Below are 16,682 nucleotides of genomic sequence, written 5' to 3'. Positions count from 1 at the left end.
AAATGAAAAAGATATTATTATCAATAGTAACGTTAACCGTTTTAACTCTTTCGAGTTGTGTTAGCGACAATGACAATTTTAATGATGATAAGAAAAAGTCTTATGACGTTTCTGCAGAATCATTATTAACAGATGCACAAAAAGAATTAACAGATCAATTAACAACACCTAGCGTAAACAACAATCCATTACGCTATTACGTTCAATATTGGGCCGCTACATTATATGCAACTGAATCAAGATATAACTTAACACAAAGAACTATCCCTGACACACACTGGACGAACTTATATCAAAATGTTTTAGGAAATTTACAAACTTCAGAACAAGTATTATCTAAGCAAGTAAAACCTGGTAACGTAACAGATAGCGACTGGCAAAAACAACAACAAAACAAAGTTGCAATACTGGAAATCTTAAGAGTTTACACTTACCAAATATTGGTTGATACGTTTGGTGATATTCCTTATTCAGAGTCACTACAGAATCCGAAAATTATTCTACCAAAGTATGATGATGATAAGGCAATATACCCAGCACTAATCATTCGCTTAAATGCTGCTATTGCAAAGCTAGACCCAACTGGAAAAAGTTTTGACACAGGAGATCTTGTTTATAAAGGAAATGCTACTGACTGGAAGTTATTTGCAAATTCGCTAAAACTAAAAATAGGAATAAACATTGCTGAGAACGTAGAATTCGCTGCTTTAGCTAAAACAACTATTGAAGAAGCTTACAATGCAGGGGTAATATTAGACAATCCTAAAAATGCTTTATTTACATATGCATCATTCGCTCCTAATTACAACCCAGTTTTCGACAATTTGGTTGCAAGTCAAAGAAATGACAACGTTCCTGCAAACACTTTGGTTAACAGAATGAATGCATTATCTGATCCAAGAAGACCTATATTCTTTACGCCAATGGCTGACGGAACCTACAAGGGAGGAAATCCAGGATCACGTAACGCTAATCCTTACGAAACATCTTACTCACATGTTGGTGATGCAATCAAAAAACCAGCTGCACCAGGTGTTTTACTAGAAGCTTTCGAAGTTAACTTTTATTTAGCTGAAGCTGCTGCCAGAGGATTCGCAGTAGGAAACACTCCTGAATACTATTACAATAAAGCAATTACTTTATCATGTAATTACTGGGGAGTTACTCCAGAAGAAACCGCTGCATATTTAGCTCAACCTACGGTAGCTTATACAACAGCTGCAACTACTCCAATTGATGGATTCCCTGGAACCGGAACTGGATTATGGCAAGAAAAAATTGGTTACCAAGAGTGGATTGCCCTATATAACAGAAGTTTCCAATCATGGACTGCTTTTAGAAGATTAGATTTCCCTATTTTAATATCTAGCTCAACTTCTTTATCTATCGCAAGAGGACAAGTACCAGTTAGATGGTTTTATCCAAATGCCGAACAAACAGTTAATGGTACAAACTGGCAAGCCGCTTCTACAGCAATTGGCGGAGATCTTTTAACAACCAGAATTTTCTGGGACGTAAAACAGCCTCCATTAAAACCCCTATAAGATAACATAATTTAACATAAAGCCACCCTCAAAAAGGGTGGCTTTTTTTTGCAAAAGTTATAAAAAAAAGAAAAACAACACTAATTTTCTGAAATTTAACATTTCAGACCGTACCAATGTTTTTTATTATTATCATATTTCGACCAAAAAATTACGAATTTATAATTTATATATCTTTTTTAACTATAAAAAAACAATATCTTATAGTAAAATCATAATTTAACTAAAAAAAAAGCTTTTTATATTAGGTAGATTAACAAATTATTAAGATTTTTGTCGAACTAATTCAAAATAATTAAAAATGAAACTAAAGTTCAATGGATTCTTAGTACTTCTTTTGGTACTAGTGGCGCAACTAACTTTTGCGCAAGAAAGAGTTGTTTCAGGGATTGTTTCTGACAATACAGGAATGCCTATACCAGGTGTTAGTGTATTTGTAAAAGGAACAAAAACAGGAACACAAACAGATTTTGATGGAAAATACTCTATTAAAGCTTCTCCAAGCCAAATTTTGGTCTTTACTTACATTGGAATGAAGGCAAAAGAAGAGCCAGCAACGTCTACAACTGTTAACGCTAAACTAGCAGGAGACGCACTAGAACTTGAAGGAGTTGTTGTAGTTGCCTTTGGTACTCAGAAAAAATCTGAGATCACTGGAGCAGTTACAAAAATAGACGCAAAAGCACTAGAAAACACTCAAGCTTCAAATGCAATTCAGTCTTTAACTGGTAAAGTTGCCGGTGTACAAATTCAAGCAAACTCAGGACAACCAGGAGATCCTCCTCAAGTACGTTTTAGAGGTATTGGATCATTATCATCTTCTAATTCACCTTTATACGTTGTTGACGGTATCCCATACAATGGTGACATTAATGCTATTGCAACGCAAGATATTGAATCTATTTCCTTTTTGAAAGATGCATCTTCAAACGCCTTATACGGTAGTAGAGGAGCAAATGGTGTAATCATTGTTACAACTAAAAAAGGTAAAAAAGGACAAATGAAAGTAACTTACGAAACAAAAATCGGAGTTAACTCAAGAGCCGTTCCTGAATACGACATGATTACAGATCCAGGAGAATACTATAAAACTGTTTACAACAGAATTAGAACTGGATTAATATATGATGGTGCAACTCCTGCTGCAGCATCTACTGTAGCATCTCAAACTTTGATTAGTGGAGCAGAATACTCTTTAGGGTATAACAATTATAATGTTGCTGACAATCAAGTAATAAATCCTGCAACAGGACAAATAAATCCTAATGCAAAATTATTGTACCATGATGATTGGTCTAAAGCATTATTCAGAGACGCTACAAGAACAGAACATTTCTTAAGCTTATCAAGTAGCACTGACAACCTTAGCTCTTATTTATCTGTTGGATATCTAAAAGATAATGGTTATACCGTTAATTCAGACTTTAAACGTGCTACGGTTAGAGCAAATGTAGATTACAATGTAAACAGCAAAATAAAAGTTGGAGCTAACTTAAACTATGCGAATTCAGATCAAAATGCTCCAATCTCTCAAGTAGGATCTGCAACTTATAGTAACTTATTTAGCTGGGCTAGAAATATCGCTCCTATTTACACTATCTACCAAAGAGATGCTGCTGGTAATTATGTAACTAAACCTGATGGAAGCAAAGTTTACGACTTTAATCAAAACGGAAATCGTCCTTATGGAGCAAATTTAAATCCATATGCAACTACCTTATTAAACACAAATTTAAATCAAGAAAATAAATTTGGCGCAAGAGGATATGTTTCTATTGATTTCTTAAAAAACTTCAATTTCAGATACAACCTTGGATATGATTTACTATCTGGATACTATTTAAACAGTACTACCGGAGAAGGTGGTGATGACGCAGGAGTAGGTGGTAGAATTGGAACCGCTTCAGAAGATGATTACACGATCACCAACCAACAATTATTATCTTGGAAAAAATCATTCGGAAACCACACTTTGGATATACTTGTTGGTCATGAGTCATCTGATTTTACATCAAAAATGCTAGCAGGACAAAAAAGTGGAGTTATGATACCTGGTTTACCAGTATTAAGCAATGCTACTAAATATAACTATGTAGATGGTTATAATGACTTATACAAAGTTGAAGGATACTTCTCAAGAGTAACTTACAACTATAAAGAAAAGTACTTTGTTAATGGTAGTTTCAGAAGAGATGGATCATCCGTATTTGCACCTGAAAACAGATGGGGTAATTTCTATGGTTTTGGAGCAGCATGGTCTGTAATGAAAGAATCATTCTTCCCTAAATCTAAAGTTATTACAGATTTAAGAATTAAAGGGAGTTACGGAGAACAAGGGAATGATAACATTTTCTACCCTGCAAGTACATCAATTCAACACCGTAGTTATTTTGGTTCTGGCAGAAACTATTATGCTTACCAAAATCAATATGATATTGTACCAGATGCTAGCGGAGATGCAACAGTTATTCAGGTATTTACCGGAAACAGAGACATCAAATGGGAAGTTTCTAAAAACCTGAACGTTGGGTTTGAAATCGAATTATTCAACAGAGTGAACCTTGAAGCTGAATACTTTGAAAGAAAAGTTAGTGATTTAATTTACAACAGACCACTTTCTCCATCAACAGGAACGAACTTTATTAGTGAAAACATTGGAGACATGGTTAACAGAGGAGTTGAGATTAACCTGGGTGTAGACATAATTAAAACTGAAGATGTTGACTTTAATATCTGGGCAAACGGAACGCATTACAAAAACGAAGTAACTTCATTACCAAGTCCATTTACATCTGGAATATTCCGTTTTGAAGTTGGAGCTCCTGCTTATGCATATTACTTAAGAGAATTTGCAGGTGTTGACAAAACTAACGGAGATGCTTTATGGTATGTAGATCAAAAAGATGCTTCTGGAGCCGTAACTGGAAAAACGACAACTAATGTTTACGGGAACGCAACTCAGTATTTAAGCGATAAAGATGCAAATCCAACTGTATATGGAGGATTTGGAACAGTAGTACGTTACAAAAATTTAACATTACAAGGAAGTTTCGCTTATCAATTTGGAGGTTACATGTTTGATGGAGTTTACCAAAGCGCAATGTATTCTGGAGGAGATAATATTGGACAAAACTACCATAAAGACTCAGAAAAAGCATGGAGTGTAGACAATCCTAATTCTAATATACCAAGAATTGATCACGTTTCAACTTTACAAATGGCAGCTTCTGACTATTTCTTAATAAAATCAGATTACATAAGCTTACAAGATGTTTCTTTATCTTACGATTTCAAAAACAGTAAACTTACTGATCTTGGAATTACATCTACTAAATTTAGCGTAATGGGGACCAACTTAGCATTATGGTCAGAAAGAAAAGGTATGGACCCAAGATTGAACAATTTAGGTTCTAGATCAAACAATGGTCAGTCCCTGAATGTGTATGGAGTAATGAAAACTATCTCATTTGGTTTAACAGTAAATTTTTAAGAACATGAAAAAATTATTAATATTATCAATGTCCCTATTGATACTCACAGGCTGCTCAAAGGATTTTCTTGATACGCAACCGGAATCAACAATTAATGACGAGCAACTTGCAACATCTGCCGAGGCAAATAGTGCAATTATCAACGGGATCTATTCAGCCTTAAGATCTTTCGGTCTATCCATTGCAGGTAGCCACGAAGATTACGGTCACAAATCTATTCTTGCTGCAACAGATATGATGTCAAACGATATGTTAATGACAAAATCAAGCTGGTATGGATCTTTCTATAATTACTTAGGAAGAACACAAACCAACTCAAGATCAAAATTAGCATGGAGTATATACTATCCTCAAATTAAAACTGCAAACATAGTTCTTACCGCTATCCCAGCTAAAACTGACAATGCAAAACTAAATGCAGCACGAGGACAAGCTCTAGCTTTAAGAGGTTATTTTTATTTTATGTTAGCGCGTATGTATGGTCCTACTTACATTGGTAATGAGTCAAAACTATCTGTTCCGCTTTATACTGAAGTATCTTATGTAGGTAAACCAAGAGCTACTGTTGCTGAAGTTTATACTGTAATTCAAGCTGATTTGGAAGAATCTGTTGAATTACTTGAGGGTTTCGTACGTAAAAACAAAGATGGATTAGACCAATCTGTAGCACAAGCATTCTTAGCTGATGTTTACTTAGAAATGGGGAAATATCCACAAGCTGCAGATTTTGCTCACAAAGCGAGACAAAACTACACTTTACTTACTAAAGTAGATTGGAACACTGGATTCTACGATATCACTACTGGTAATGAAACAATGTGGGGATCAACAATAACTTCTGCACAAAGTAGTTTCGTAGCAAGTTTCTTTGGTCATTTTGATAATACAAATGATTCTGGATATGCTGGAGGTCTAGGGGTATACAAAAACATAGATAAAAATCTTTACGAAAGTATTTCTAATACTGATTATAGAAAAGCTGCTTTTGTATCACCTTCTACTGGAAATGCAACTTATCCTTCATTACCAGCATATGCTAATACGAAATTCAGAGATCCAACTATTGATTCTGGAGATTATATCTAYATGAGATCTGCCGCTTTATATTACATTGAAGCTGAAGCCCTTGCAAGATCAGGAAATGAAGGTACAGCAAAACAAGTTTTATATGATATTACAATTACAAGAGATCCATCTTATGTATTATCTACAAAAACAGGAGCTGCTTTAATCAATGAAATCATTCTTCAAAAAAGAATTGAATTATGGGGAGAAGGTTATGCTTGGTTTGACATGAAACGTTTACATGTTGGTCTTACTAGAGATTATCCTGGAACAAATCACCCAACTTTTGGAAAATTAAACATCCCTGCAACAGATAATAGATTTATCTTCCAGGTTCCACAAGCGGAAGTTGATGCAAATCCACTAATTGTACAAAGCCCACTATAATTAAATAGTACTTTAAATTACATACTAAACCACTCTGTTCATTCAGAGTGGTTTTTTTTTATATAAACATTATACCTATATTTGTCCCATGGAAAAAGAACATCAAATATTTGGAATTAGAGCCATTATAGAAGCAATTCAAGCAGGAAAAGAAGTTGATAAAGTATTTATACAAAAAGAAATTTCCGGAGAATTAATGAAAGACTTAATGAAGGTCATGAAACGTGCCAACATAAATTTTTCATATGTACCTGTGGAAAAACTAAATCGCTTAACGCCAAACAATCACCAAGGTGCAGTTGCTACCATTTCCCCTATTGGCTTTATAGAATTAGAACATTTAGTTGAATCAACAATTGAATCCGGATCAAAACCATTGTTTTTAATATTAGATCAAATTTCTGATGCAAGAAATTTTGGAGCTATCATTAGAACTGCTGAATGTACGGGAGTAAATGGAATCATTGTTCAAAAAGCTGGTTCGGCACCTGTAAATGGTGATACTGTAAAAACATCAGCCGGGGCAGTGTTTAATGTGCCAATTTGTAAAGTTGAACATATTAAAGACGCTATCTTTTATCTTCAGGGTTCAGGAATAAAAACCGTTGCCGCAACTGAGAAAACAGATCAAAACATTTATGATGTAGCCCTAAATGAACCTGTAGCTATTATCATGGGATCTGAAGACAGAGGAATAAACCCGTCTGTACTTAAAATTGTAGATGAAAAAGCAAAATTACCAATGTTTGGATCAATAGGATCTCTAAATGTTTCCGTAGCTTGTGGAGCATTTTTATACGAAGCAGTCCGTCAAAGAAGTTAAAAAAATGTTGAGAATAAAGACGTCAAATAAATACAACAATGAATGTCTTCAAGATTTACTCATAACATACCATTAAAAAAACTCCGCTTTATACTTGTAATATTCTTAATTACAAGTATAAACTATGGACAAACCACTACTTACAATCAGTTTTGGAATGAAATTCAATTCAATAGAACCATAAACGAAAAATGGTCAACAGAATTAAATCTTGGTGCCGCTTATAGCAGTACAGAATCTTCTTCTAATATTTTTCAGCAAAACATTCAAAGATCAGCCAGGGTTTGGGGACATTATTACCTTTCTCCACGATGGAAGCTTTCCTCTTTTATAGCATACAATTACAACAAAGATGTTCCGGAAATAGGACAATTTAAATCACCTGAAGTACGATTCGCTCTTCAGGGTATTTACTATTTTCATAAAACCGGTTACACTTTAAGTACGAGAATGAGAATGGAACTTAGACATATGAGAAGCGAAGATGGCACCTATGACAATGTTTTAAGATATCGTCAGCAAGTAAAATATCTAAAACCAATCAACAGTAAAGTGTTGCGGGAAGGAGTTGTTTATGCAATCGCATCAGATGAATTATTCTTTAAATCAGGCACAAAAGTAACAGGACTTAGTTTCTTTGACCGAAACAGACTCAATATTGGAGCAGGTTATTTGTTCACAGATGATATACAGGTAGAACTAACATACGCAAACGAATATCTGCCTAGAGATGAAGGAAATCAAATCGTAAATGCCGCATCACTAACGGTAACGTTTAACAACCTTTTTAAAAATCTTAATAAAAAATTATTACATAAAACTGAAGCAGCAAACGAAGACTAATCATTATTTATCTTCATTTATCTTCTTCTTTTTTAAGAAAACAAGCAAGTTGCTTAACAATCGCATCCTTATGTAATTTAAACTGGTAATCGCGAATAAAATCAGTTCCTGCCATATTAATCTCTGCGACATTAGCTTCAAATTTAGAAAAAGCCTCAATATCCTTATCATCGATTAAATAAAGCACCTGCATTATAGAATCATTGTGTCTATATTGGGTATCATAATGAGATAACTTATACGTATTACTATTTGCCAAATGGATTATTAAATCATCTTTGATTTTCTTCCCATCTTTTTTAGGAGGAAATGGAGTTGGTTGTAAAGCAATAAAATAATGCTCTTTATCAGTAACAATATTTATTTTTAAAGATTTAGATTTTGTGGTATAGAAAACAGCCGGTTCAAAATAATACATCATTGTTCCATCAGCAAGGACTCTGTTTTTTATTTCACATTGCGCATATGCACCTGAACTAATTAAAACTACTAATAGCAACACTATTGCAAAGCTGATTTTTTTCATAAAAAGGAAGAAATGAAATTAGAATGTCTTTAGCAAAAATAGTCAATTAGAATCAAAACAAATAGTTACATTCCGATTTTATCCTCTGATTCTCTTTTCGTTATGGTATAATTGATTGAAAGATTTGAATTGTAATAAGTCGAGATATCTTCTAAATCTTCTTCTGGAATTTCGGTATTAACAAAATTTCCATCTTCATCAAAGTGTTTCATAAAAGCATCATTTTCCGGATTAAAATCGGGTTTTTGCCAATCATAAACAATGGGTTTTGCGTATTCAGGCGTTTTATAAAATAAAGACATTGCAAAACCTGTTATGAAACCTGCCAAATGCCCCTCCCACGAAATCGTTTTGTCAACGTCTGGAAACACATACCAAATCATTCCTCCATATAGTAAAGTTACCGCAAACGAAAGTGCCACTAAACGATAATAACCAGTTTGAATTCCTTTGAAAAAAATAAAACTTACTATAACATAAATTAAACCGCTTGCGCCTATATGGAAATTTTCTCGCCCGATGATCCAGGTAATTAATCCTGAAAACAAAATACCATATACAACAACACTAAAAGATTGTTTTGGATAAAAAAATTGTAAAGCCGCCAATAAAACCAAAAGCGGAATGGAGTTATTATATAAATGGCTTAAATTTTCATGAATAAAAGGACTAAACAAAACGCCTTGTAAACCTGAAAAATCTCGCGGATAAATTCCGTTTTGATAAAAGTCAAAATCAAACCGTATCTGAACCCAATAAACAATCCACAGAAAAAGAACAAAAAAAACAGGAAGACCAATAACGGCGGTTGTAAATTTAAAATGGTTATCGTTCATGATTTTTGGAAATAAATTTAAAATAACAATATCAAAAAACTATCCAATTACAATATACTGATAATTTGTCAGCTAAAGCCTCCACATCCTTTGTTATGATTTGTAACCCTTTAATACTATAAAATTAAAATTGAAAATAGTAATTTTACAAAATGGAAGCACCTTTAGCCGAGCGTATTCGCCCACAGCAATTAGAAGATTACATTAGTCAAAGTCATTTGGTTGGTCCAAATGGTTCGTTAACACAACAAATATCAAAAGGAATAATTCCTTCATTAATATTTTGGGGACCTCCGGGAACAGGAAAAACGACATTGGCACAAATTATAGCACAAGAATCAAAACGTCCGTTTTACATCTTGAGTGCTATAAATTCCGGTGTTAAAGATATTCGTGATGTAATTGAAAAAGCAAAACAAAGCGGCGGATTATTCACGGCTAAAAATCCTATTTTGTTTATCGATGAGATTCATCGTTTTAGTAAATCGCAGCAAGATTCTCTTTTGGCTGCGGTCGAAAAAGGATGGATTACACTTATTGGCGCAACGACCGAAAACCCAAGTTTTGAAGTTATTCCTGCATTATTGTCACGTTGCCAAGTCTATATCTTAAACGCGTTTACAAAAGCAGATCTGGAAGCTTTATTGCATCGCGCGATGAAAACCGATACTTATCTAAAAACCAAAAATATTATACTTAAGGAAACAGAAGCTTTACTCCGACTTTCCGGAGGTGATGGCCGAAAATTATTAAACATTTTTGAGCTAGTTGTAAATGCTTCGTCCGGAGACGAAATAATCATTACAAATAATCGTGTTTTTGAATTGGTGCAGCAAAATACTGTCTTGTATGACAAAAGTGGTGAACAACATTACGATATTGTATCGGCATTTATCAAGTCAATTCGTGGCAGCGATCCAAATGGAGCTGTTTATTGGCTGGCAAGAATGATTGAAGGTGGCGAAGATGTGAAATTTATTGCCCGAAGAATGCTGATTTTATCAAGCGAAGATATTGGAAATGCAAATCCAACCGCTTTTATTATGGCGAATAATACGTTTCAGGCTGTAACAACAATTGGTTATCCCGAAAGCAGAATCATACTAAGTCAATGTGCAATCTATTTGGCTACTTCTCCTAAAAGTAATGCATCTTATTTGGCAATTGGAAATGCACAACAACTCGTTAAGCAAACTGGCGATTTACCTGTTCCAATACATTTAAGAAATGCGCCAACCAAACTTATGAAAGAATTAGGTTATGGTGACGATTATAAATATTCGCATGATTATGCCAATAATTTTGCCGAGCAGGAATTTTTACCAGATGCTATAAAAGAAACGGTTCTTTATAATCCGGGAAACAATTCTAGAGAGAATAGCAACCGTGAATTTTTAAAGAACCGTTGGAAAGATAAATATGGTTATTAAAACCACATTTTATATTTAGAATTTAACGACAATTTTTTCTGAAACCAATTTATCATTTTGATAAGATTCGAAATACCAGTATCCGTCTTCTTTCAAAATTAATGAACCTTGCAYATTATCTTTTATTGCAATAAACACATTAGATTGAGAAGTTTTAAGCAACTTCATAACCACTTTTGGTGTTTTATCAATTAATTGGTATCCTGATTCTGTTGGTTGTGCATACAATAAATTAGAATCTTTAAGATCTGGCGAAGGAGCAACGGCAACAGCAACTGCTGCTGATGTTGTAACTGCCGCAGCTGCAGGACTAACAGGCGTCGCTCTTACTGTTGGAGCAACGGCTTTACCACTATATTTATAATGTAATCCTGTTACAGAAACAAATGCAAGATCTAAGCATTCTCTATAAGCAACTTCGTAATCCTTCTCTTTACTTTTACCAATTTCCGAAGTATAAATCACTTTTCCGTAACAATCTTTAAACTCAATATAAAGTTTAGTTACTAAAAATCCATTATCTCTTTTTACATCCACATACAAAAGATCACAACGATCTCCGTATCCTGCAGGAAGTTCTTCATTTACATAAAAAGCTTGAAAACCAGCTTTAATTAAATTAGATTTTGTCATTGTAGACAATCTATATTGATTTTCGGTTTTAAGAAAATCATATTTTAAAGGTACAATTACCGCTTTATAGTCATTAACAGATTGCGAAAACCCAATAAACGAAGCTAGAAATGCAATTAACAAAAATTTTATTCTCATAATTATAAATATTTTTTAAGTTCTAATAAATGGTTTATTTGTTTGATATTCTCAGGAGCTTCAATTTTTTTATCATTGAAAAATATAGCGTCCAAACCAGCGTTTAATGCTCCATTAACGTCTGCGTCAAGGCAATCACCAATCATAATACTATTTTCTTTTGAAGCTTTAGCCAAATTGACAGCATAATCAAAGATAATACTATTCGGCTTTTTAACGCCTGCAAGTTCAGAATTTGTTATAGTATTAAAATAACCCGCAAGTGCAGCGTTATTTATTTTCTTGTCCTGAACATTTGCGAAGCCATTGGTAATGATGTGCAAATTGTATTTTGGTTTTAAATATTCCAAAACTTCAATTGCACCATCAAAAAGGTGATTATTATCGGTTAAAAATTCGATATAATCATTTGCAACTTGATTAATATCTTCATCCGATATTTCAAAATTTAAAGCATCAAAAGAAAACTTTAATCTATTGTAACGCAATTCGACATGTGTAATTTCATCGTTTTGATATAACTTCCAGCAAGCTTGATTAATGGGAGCATAATGGGCTATAAAATCCTGAATTTTAATTTCAGGAAATCTGTTTTTAAAAATACGATCAAAAGCCATCTCTGAGTTTTTATCAAAATCCCAAAGTGTGTGATCTAAATCAAAAAAAATGTCGGTAATAGTGGTATTCATAACTTATAAAATTCCTTCATCTACAAAACTATAATATTTTGTTTCAGTAATAATCAAATGATCTAAAACTTTAACATCTAAACTATCTCCCGCTAACTTAATTTTCTTTGTAACTTCTCTATCTGCATCACTTGGAAGCAAATTCCCGGAAGGATGATTATGACTCAAAATCAAACCAGTAGCTCCGTTTTCAAGTGCAAGTTTAAAAATAAGGCGAACATCAACGATTGTTCCCGTAATTCCTCCTCGACTTAATTGTGATTTTGAAACTACTTTATTAGAATTATTAAGAAAAAGCACCCAAAATTCTTCATGTGATAATTCCCCAATAATGGGCTGCATAATATCGAAAACCATTTTACTTGAAGTTATTCGAATCAACTGAACTGTTTCTTCAACTCTTCGACGACGGCCCAATTCTAAAGCGGCAACGATAGCAATAGCTTTCGCCTCTCCTATTCCTTTAAAATTCATTAATTGAGACAGAGATAATTTTGCTAAAGAATTCAGATTATCTACACTAGCTAAAATACGACGGCTTAAATCAACAGCAGATTCATTGCGACTTCCAGAACCGATAAGAATGGCAATTAATTCAGCATTACTTAAAGCTTCTTTTCCCTTTAAAATTAACTTTTCACGGGGACGATCTTCTTCTGACCAATCTGAAATTGGAAAATAAGTTATGTCCATCTATTGCAAAACATTAATAGATTTACTCATGCAAACACTATTTGTCAAGCCAACATAAGGCTCATAGTTTTTTACAATTTCAAACCCTACTTTTTGATATAAACTTATGGCTTCAATTTGTTTATAAAGCGTTTCCAAAATCATGGTTTCAAAACCTTGATTCTTTGCTTCTGTTTCGAGTTCTTTAATAACCAGTTGTGCCAATCCTAAACCTCTTGCTTCTGGCGAAACAAACATACGTTTTAACTCTACTGTACTCTCATTATATTTTTTAAAACACCCACTTGCAACGGGTTTTCCTTCTAAATAAATAAGAAAAACATTATCATTAAATTCAATCAAATTGTTACCCCAATACTCTTTCTTCAACTCCGGATAACGTTCCCATAAAAAGGTATCAAATATATCGATCAATTTTACAAAATCAGGATTCTCACTTGTGGTTCTTACAGCCTCTATTCTTGCACTCATACTTATTATATTCTTGAAGGGCTAATATATTAAAAAATAAGAAAAATCATTCATAAATAATGAATTACTATTTCAAAATTAATTAATTTTAAACGTAAAATAACTATCAATCAAACTCCTATATTTATCATAATGAAATCTATACATACTTTTATCATCGTGTTCTTATTCTTTTCTTGCAATCAAAAAGAAAAAGCAGCAGTTCTAACCGAAAATTCTACAGCAATATCAAACACTTTTGCAGATAAATTGTCAAATGCGGCGCTCTCTATTATTGATTCTTCGATAGAATACGATCCGTCTTATTTTTCGATAGAATACCCAAACGGCGATATTCCAAAAAATAAAGGAGTTTGTACAGATGTTATTATCCGTTCTTATCGAATATTAGGTATCGATTTACAAAAAGAAATTCATGAAGATATGATAGCGAATTTTTCAGCATATCCGAATTTACAAAAATGGGGAATGACAAAAACTGATACAAATATCGATCATAGAAGAGTTCCGAATTTAGAAGTTTTCTTTGAAAGAAATGGACAAGAATTACCAATAACTCAAAACCCAAAAGATTATAAAACCGGAGAAATTGTAACCTGGATGATTAACGACAAATTGCCACATATAGGAATTATTACAAGCAAAAAATCAACAGACGGAAAACGAAATCTAATTGTACACAACGTCAGCAACGGACAAGTTCTCGAAGATTGTTTATTCAAATACAAGATCGTAGGACATTATAGATATTGGGAATAAAATTTCAATAAATTCCAATAGAAAAAATCTAAACTCTAACTTAAAGCTAAAAAAAAGTGCCAACTACAAAATTGCATTGGCACATTATCAAATTTTCTAATTGACTAATTGACTAATTTTCTAATTAATCAATCCCTTCACTTCATCAAAGTTCAATCCTCCGTAATTCCCAGAACTCATCAATAACAAAGCTGAGTTTTCAAGATTCAAGTTGAACAAATATTCTTTGAATTCTGCAGGATTGGTATAAATAATCAAGTCTTTGCGATTGAAAGAACTCGCGATTTGTTCGTAAGTTACTTCTTCAAGTTGTTTAATTTTTACAGCGTCAGGCGAATAGAATACAACTGCAACATCCGCATATTCAAGTGCTCCTTCATATTCTTTCAAAAATTCTGCATTCAAACTACTATAAGTATGTAATTCCAGACACGCAACCAAAGTTCTGTTTGGATATTGTTCTTTTACCGCTTTTGTAGTTGCAGCCACTTTACTTGGTGAATGTGCAAAATCTTTATAGGCAACTTTTCCTTTTCCTTTTCCTTCTGCGATTTTTTCTAATCGTTTTGATGCTCCTTTAAAACTAGCAATCGCTTCGTAGAAATCAGCTTCATCAACGCCCATGTTTTGGCAAATCCATTTGGCTCCAGCCAAATTGTTCAAGTTGTGCGCTCCAAATACTTCGATTGGCATATCGCCTTCCGGAGTTTCCAGCAAAGTTACACCATCATGAACGCTATATTTTGGAGTTGTATAAGCCAATTTACGAATTGGATTCGTAGCGGCTTCGGCAACACGTTTTACTTCAGAATCATCTTCATTATAAACCAAGATTCCACCATTGGTAATTTTGGCAATGAAAATTTCAAATTGCTCAACATAATTTTCATACGTTGGAAAAACATTAATATGATCCCAGGCAATTCCGGAAATCAAAGCAATATTAGGTTGGTACAAATGAAACTTTGGTCGTCTGTCGATTGGAGAAGATAAATATTCATCGCCTTCCAAAACGACAAAATCATTTTCTTCAGTAAGATGCACCATAGTATCAAAACCTTCCAATTGTGCGCCTACCATATAATCGACTTCGATATTATGATAATGCATTACATGCAAAATCATTGAAGTAATTGTAGTTTTTCCGTGAGAACCTCCAATTACAACACGCGTTTTATTCTTAGATTGTTCGTACAAAAATTCAGGATAAGAATAAATTTTCAAACCCAATTCCTGTGCTTTCAACAACTCCGGATTGTCAGCTTTTGCATGCATTCCGAGAATTATCGCATCAATATCAGCCGTGATTTTTTCAGGAAACCAACCTAATTCAATCGGTAAAATTCCTTTTTTTTCTAATCTAGATTTTGATGGTTCAAAAATAGCATCATCACTACCTGTAACCTGATATCCTTTGTTATGCAATGCTAATGCTAAGTTGTGCATAGCGCTCCCGCCTATTGCGATGAAATGTGTTCTCATTTAAAATTCCAATTTTTAAGTTCCAAATTCCATTTTGCAGGAATTCAATTTTGAAACTAATTACTAAGCTTCAAATTTTCTTTTCAATTCTTGTACCTTTTTAGGGTCTTTTAATTTATTCAAATATAAATTATATAATTTTTGAAATGTAACTTTTGATTTACCAATTTCATTTGCTTTTATATAATTTTTTTCTGCCGATGCATATCTTTTGAAATATTCATCAATTCTTCCTTTCGATAAATATCCGTCTACAGGTGAAAATTGGGCCAACTCATTCGAATATGAAATTGCCTTCGATTCACTTCCTCCCAAAATTCCGGGTAATTGCAAGTATATTTCGATCAAAGCCCATCTCGCCTGAACGTGTTTTGGGTTTAGAGCAATTGCTTTTTCAAATGCTTCTTCCATTCCAGGTACCATCGTAAAAGCTTTTATTTTATTCACTTCCACAGCTCTCATGGCTAAACAACCTCCATATTTAAAAAAATAATCGGCTTCTGTAGGTTTCAATTCTTTTAATTTTTTGAAATACTCTGCTCCTTTTACCCATGATTTTTGATGCGCTTCAATTTCTCCTAAATAGTCAAGTGTTTTTATGTCTAAAGCTTTTGTTTTTAGAATAGCTTCAAAAATAACTTGTGCTTCAGCATATTTTTTTGATTGAAACAACTTTTCTCCTTTTTCGAAATTCGATTGCGACCATCCTAAAATAGGTATCAACAAAAAAAAGAATAGCAGTTTTTTCATGTTTCAAAAATAAGGAAATATAAAATGTATCATTTGCTTTTACAGATAAATTAGTAATTTGTACGGAATTATTTTACAACGTTCCCAACCTTTAATCCAAAACCGCACTCTATATACCTAAA

General features: G+C 33.3%; 15 protein-coding genes. 7 read left to right on the top strand and 8 right to left on the bottom strand.

What is annotated here, in order from left to right; all coding sequences use genetic code 11:
- Positions 1-2: 2 nt before the first annotated feature.
- The 5 genes from EAH81_RS11830 to EAH81_RS11810 all read left to right on the top strand — a co-directional run bounded on the left by EAH81_RS11830 (position 3) and on the right by EAH81_RS11810 (position 8,153).
- Positions 3-1,544 carry a SusD/RagB family nutrient-binding outer membrane lipoprotein gene (locus EAH81_RS11830; protein WP_140507245.1) on the top strand — a complete coding sequence of 514 codons (1,542 nt, stop codon included), beginning with the start codon at positions 3-5 and terminating at the stop codon, positions 1,542-1,544.
- A gap of 301 nt (positions 1,545-1,845) precedes the next feature.
- A complete protein-coding gene (locus EAH81_RS11825; RefSeq protein WP_140507243.1) occupies positions 1,846-5,034 on the top strand; it encodes a SusC/RagA family TonB-linked outer membrane protein in 3,189 nt (1,062 codons plus the stop codon).
- A gap of 4 nt (positions 5,035-5,038) precedes the next feature.
- Positions 5,039-6,487, top strand: coding sequence for a RagB/SusD family nutrient uptake outer membrane protein (locus EAH81_RS11820; protein ID WP_140507240.1), 1,449 nt, complete (start codon positions 5,039-5,041; stop codon positions 6,485-6,487).
- 88 nt (positions 6,488-6,575) lie between these two features.
- Positions 6,576-7,310, top strand: coding sequence for a 23S rRNA (guanosine(2251)-2'-O)-methyltransferase RlmB (gene rlmB / locus EAH81_RS11815; protein WP_140507238.1), 735 nt, complete (start codon positions 6,576-6,578; stop codon positions 7,308-7,310).
- A 42-nt stretch (positions 7,311-7,352) separates the two neighbouring features.
- Complete coding sequence (locus EAH81_RS11810; protein ID WP_140507235.1) at positions 7,353-8,153, top strand: DUF2490 domain-containing protein; 801 nt, start codon at positions 7,353-7,355, stop codon at positions 8,151-8,153.
- 13 nt (positions 8,154-8,166) lie between these two features.
- Here EAH81_RS11810 and EAH81_RS11805 read toward each other — a convergent pair whose 3' ends face one another.
- On the bottom strand, positions 8,167-8,679 hold the full coding sequence (locus EAH81_RS11805; RefSeq protein ID WP_140507233.1) for a hypothetical protein: 513 nt from the start codon (positions 8,677-8,679) through the stop codon (positions 8,167-8,169).
- A 65-nt stretch (positions 8,680-8,744) separates the two neighbouring features.
- Entirely contained in the window at positions 8,745-9,515 is a 771-nt protein-coding gene (locus EAH81_RS11800) for a rhomboid family intramembrane serine protease (protein WP_140507231.1), read from the bottom strand.
- 152 nt (positions 9,516-9,667) lie between these two features.
- Here EAH81_RS11800 and EAH81_RS11795 point away from each other — a divergent pair, with 152 nt between their 5' ends.
- On the top strand, positions 9,668-10,945 hold the full coding sequence (locus EAH81_RS11795; RefSeq protein WP_140507229.1) for a replication-associated recombination protein A: 1,278 nt from the start codon (positions 9,668-9,670) through the stop codon (positions 10,943-10,945).
- A 15-nt stretch (positions 10,946-10,960) separates the two neighbouring features.
- Here the strand turns inward: EAH81_RS11795 and EAH81_RS11790 are convergent, their stop codons facing one another.
- Genes EAH81_RS11790 through EAH81_RS11775 form a run of 4 tightly spaced genes read right to left on the bottom strand, consistent with a single transcriptional unit; the run spans position 10,961 to position 13,569 of the window.
- Positions 10,961-11,716 (bottom strand): hypothetical protein, encoded by a 756-nt coding sequence (locus tag EAH81_RS11790; protein ID WP_140507226.1) that lies wholly within the window; start codon positions 11,714-11,716, stop codon positions 10,961-10,963.
- Between the two features lie 2 nt (positions 11,717-11,718).
- Positions 11,719-12,405, bottom strand: a complete 687-nt coding sequence (locus EAH81_RS11785) for a YjjG family noncanonical pyrimidine nucleotidase (protein WP_140507225.1) — start codon at positions 12,403-12,405, stop codon at positions 11,719-11,721.
- Between the two features lie 3 nt (positions 12,406-12,408).
- Entirely contained in the window at positions 12,409-13,098 is a 690-nt protein-coding gene (gene radC / locus EAH81_RS11780; protein WP_140507223.1) for a RadC family protein, read from the bottom strand.
- The gene (locus EAH81_RS11775) at positions 13,099-13,569 is read right to left on the bottom strand and encodes a GNAT family N-acetyltransferase (RefSeq protein WP_140507221.1); all 471 of its coding nucleotides are present in this window, start codon (positions 13,567-13,569) and stop codon (positions 13,099-13,101) included.
- Between the two features lie 132 nt (positions 13,570-13,701).
- Between EAH81_RS11775 and EAH81_RS11770 the strand changes: the two genes are divergently transcribed.
- Positions 13,702-14,328, top strand: coding sequence for a DUF1287 domain-containing protein (locus EAH81_RS11770; protein WP_140507219.1), 627 nt, complete (start codon positions 13,702-13,704; stop codon positions 14,326-14,328).
- A 120-nt stretch (positions 14,329-14,448) separates the two neighbouring features.
- On the opposite strand, the gene EAH81_RS11765 is transcribed toward EAH81_RS11770, so the two are convergent.
- Complete coding sequence (locus EAH81_RS11765) at positions 14,449-15,810, bottom strand: UDP-N-acetylmuramate--L-alanine ligase (RefSeq protein ID WP_140507216.1); 1,362 nt, start codon at positions 15,808-15,810, stop codon at positions 14,449-14,451.
- Positions 15,811-15,873: 63 nt separating this feature from the next.
- Positions 15,874-16,560, bottom strand: a complete 687-nt coding sequence (locus tag EAH81_RS11760) for a tetratricopeptide repeat protein (RefSeq protein ID WP_140507214.1) — start codon at positions 16,558-16,560, stop codon at positions 15,874-15,876.
- Positions 16,561-16,682 lie beyond the last annotated feature (122 nt).

Source organism: Flavobacterium pectinovorum (assembly GCF_006438875.1).
GTDB classification, from domain to species: domain Bacteria; phylum Bacteroidota; class Bacteroidia; order Flavobacteriales; family Flavobacteriaceae; genus Flavobacterium; species Flavobacterium pectinovorum_A.
This window is presented reverse-complemented; position numbering and strand designations above follow the sequence as displayed.

Bases quoted from the DNA above. Each gene is read 5' to 3' on its own strand.
- EAH81_RS11770 (WP_140507219.1), top strand. From the start codon at position 13,702: ATGAAATCTATACATACTTTTATCATCGTGTTCTTATTCTTTTCTTGC.
- EAH81_RS11785 (WP_140507225.1), bottom strand. From the start codon at position 12,405: ATGAATACCACTATTACCGACATTTTTTTTGATTTAGATCACACACTT.
- EAH81_RS11810 (WP_140507235.1), top strand. From the start codon at position 7,353: ATGTCTTCAAGATTTACTCATAACATACCATTAAAAAAACTCCGCTTT.
- EAH81_RS11795 (WP_140507229.1), top strand. From the start codon at position 9,668: ATGGAAGCACCTTTAGCCGAGCGTATTCGCCCACAGCAATTAGAAGAT.
- EAH81_RS11825 (WP_140507243.1), top strand. From the start codon at position 1,846: ATGAAACTAAAGTTCAATGGATTCTTAGTACTTCTTTTGGTACTAGTG.
- EAH81_RS11760 (WP_140507214.1), bottom strand. From the start codon at position 16,560: ATGAAAAAACTGCTATTCTTTTTTTTGTTGATACCTATTTTAGGATGG.
- radC (WP_140507223.1), bottom strand. From the start codon at position 13,098: ATGGACATAACTTATTTTCCAATTTCAGATTGGTCAGAAGAAGATCGT.
- EAH81_RS11830 (WP_140507245.1), top strand. From the start codon at position 3: ATGAAAAAGATATTATTATCAATAGTAACGTTAACCGTTTTAACTCTT.
- EAH81_RS11775 (WP_140507221.1), bottom strand. From the start codon at position 13,569: ATGAGTGCAAGAATAGAGGCTGTAAGAACCACAAGTGAGAATCCTGAT.
- EAH81_RS11765 (WP_140507216.1), bottom strand. From the start codon at position 15,810: ATGAGAACACATTTCATCGCAATAGGCGGGAGCGCTATGCACAACTTA.
- rlmB (WP_140507238.1), top strand. From the start codon at position 6,576: ATGGAAAAAGAACATCAAATATTTGGAATTAGAGCCATTATAGAAGCA.
- EAH81_RS11800 (WP_140507231.1), bottom strand. From the start codon at position 9,515: ATGAACGATAACCATTTTAAATTTACAACCGCCGTTATTGGTCTTCCT.
- EAH81_RS11805 (WP_140507233.1), bottom strand. From the start codon at position 8,679: ATGAAAAAAATCAGCTTTGCAATAGTGTTGCTATTAGTAGTTTTAATT.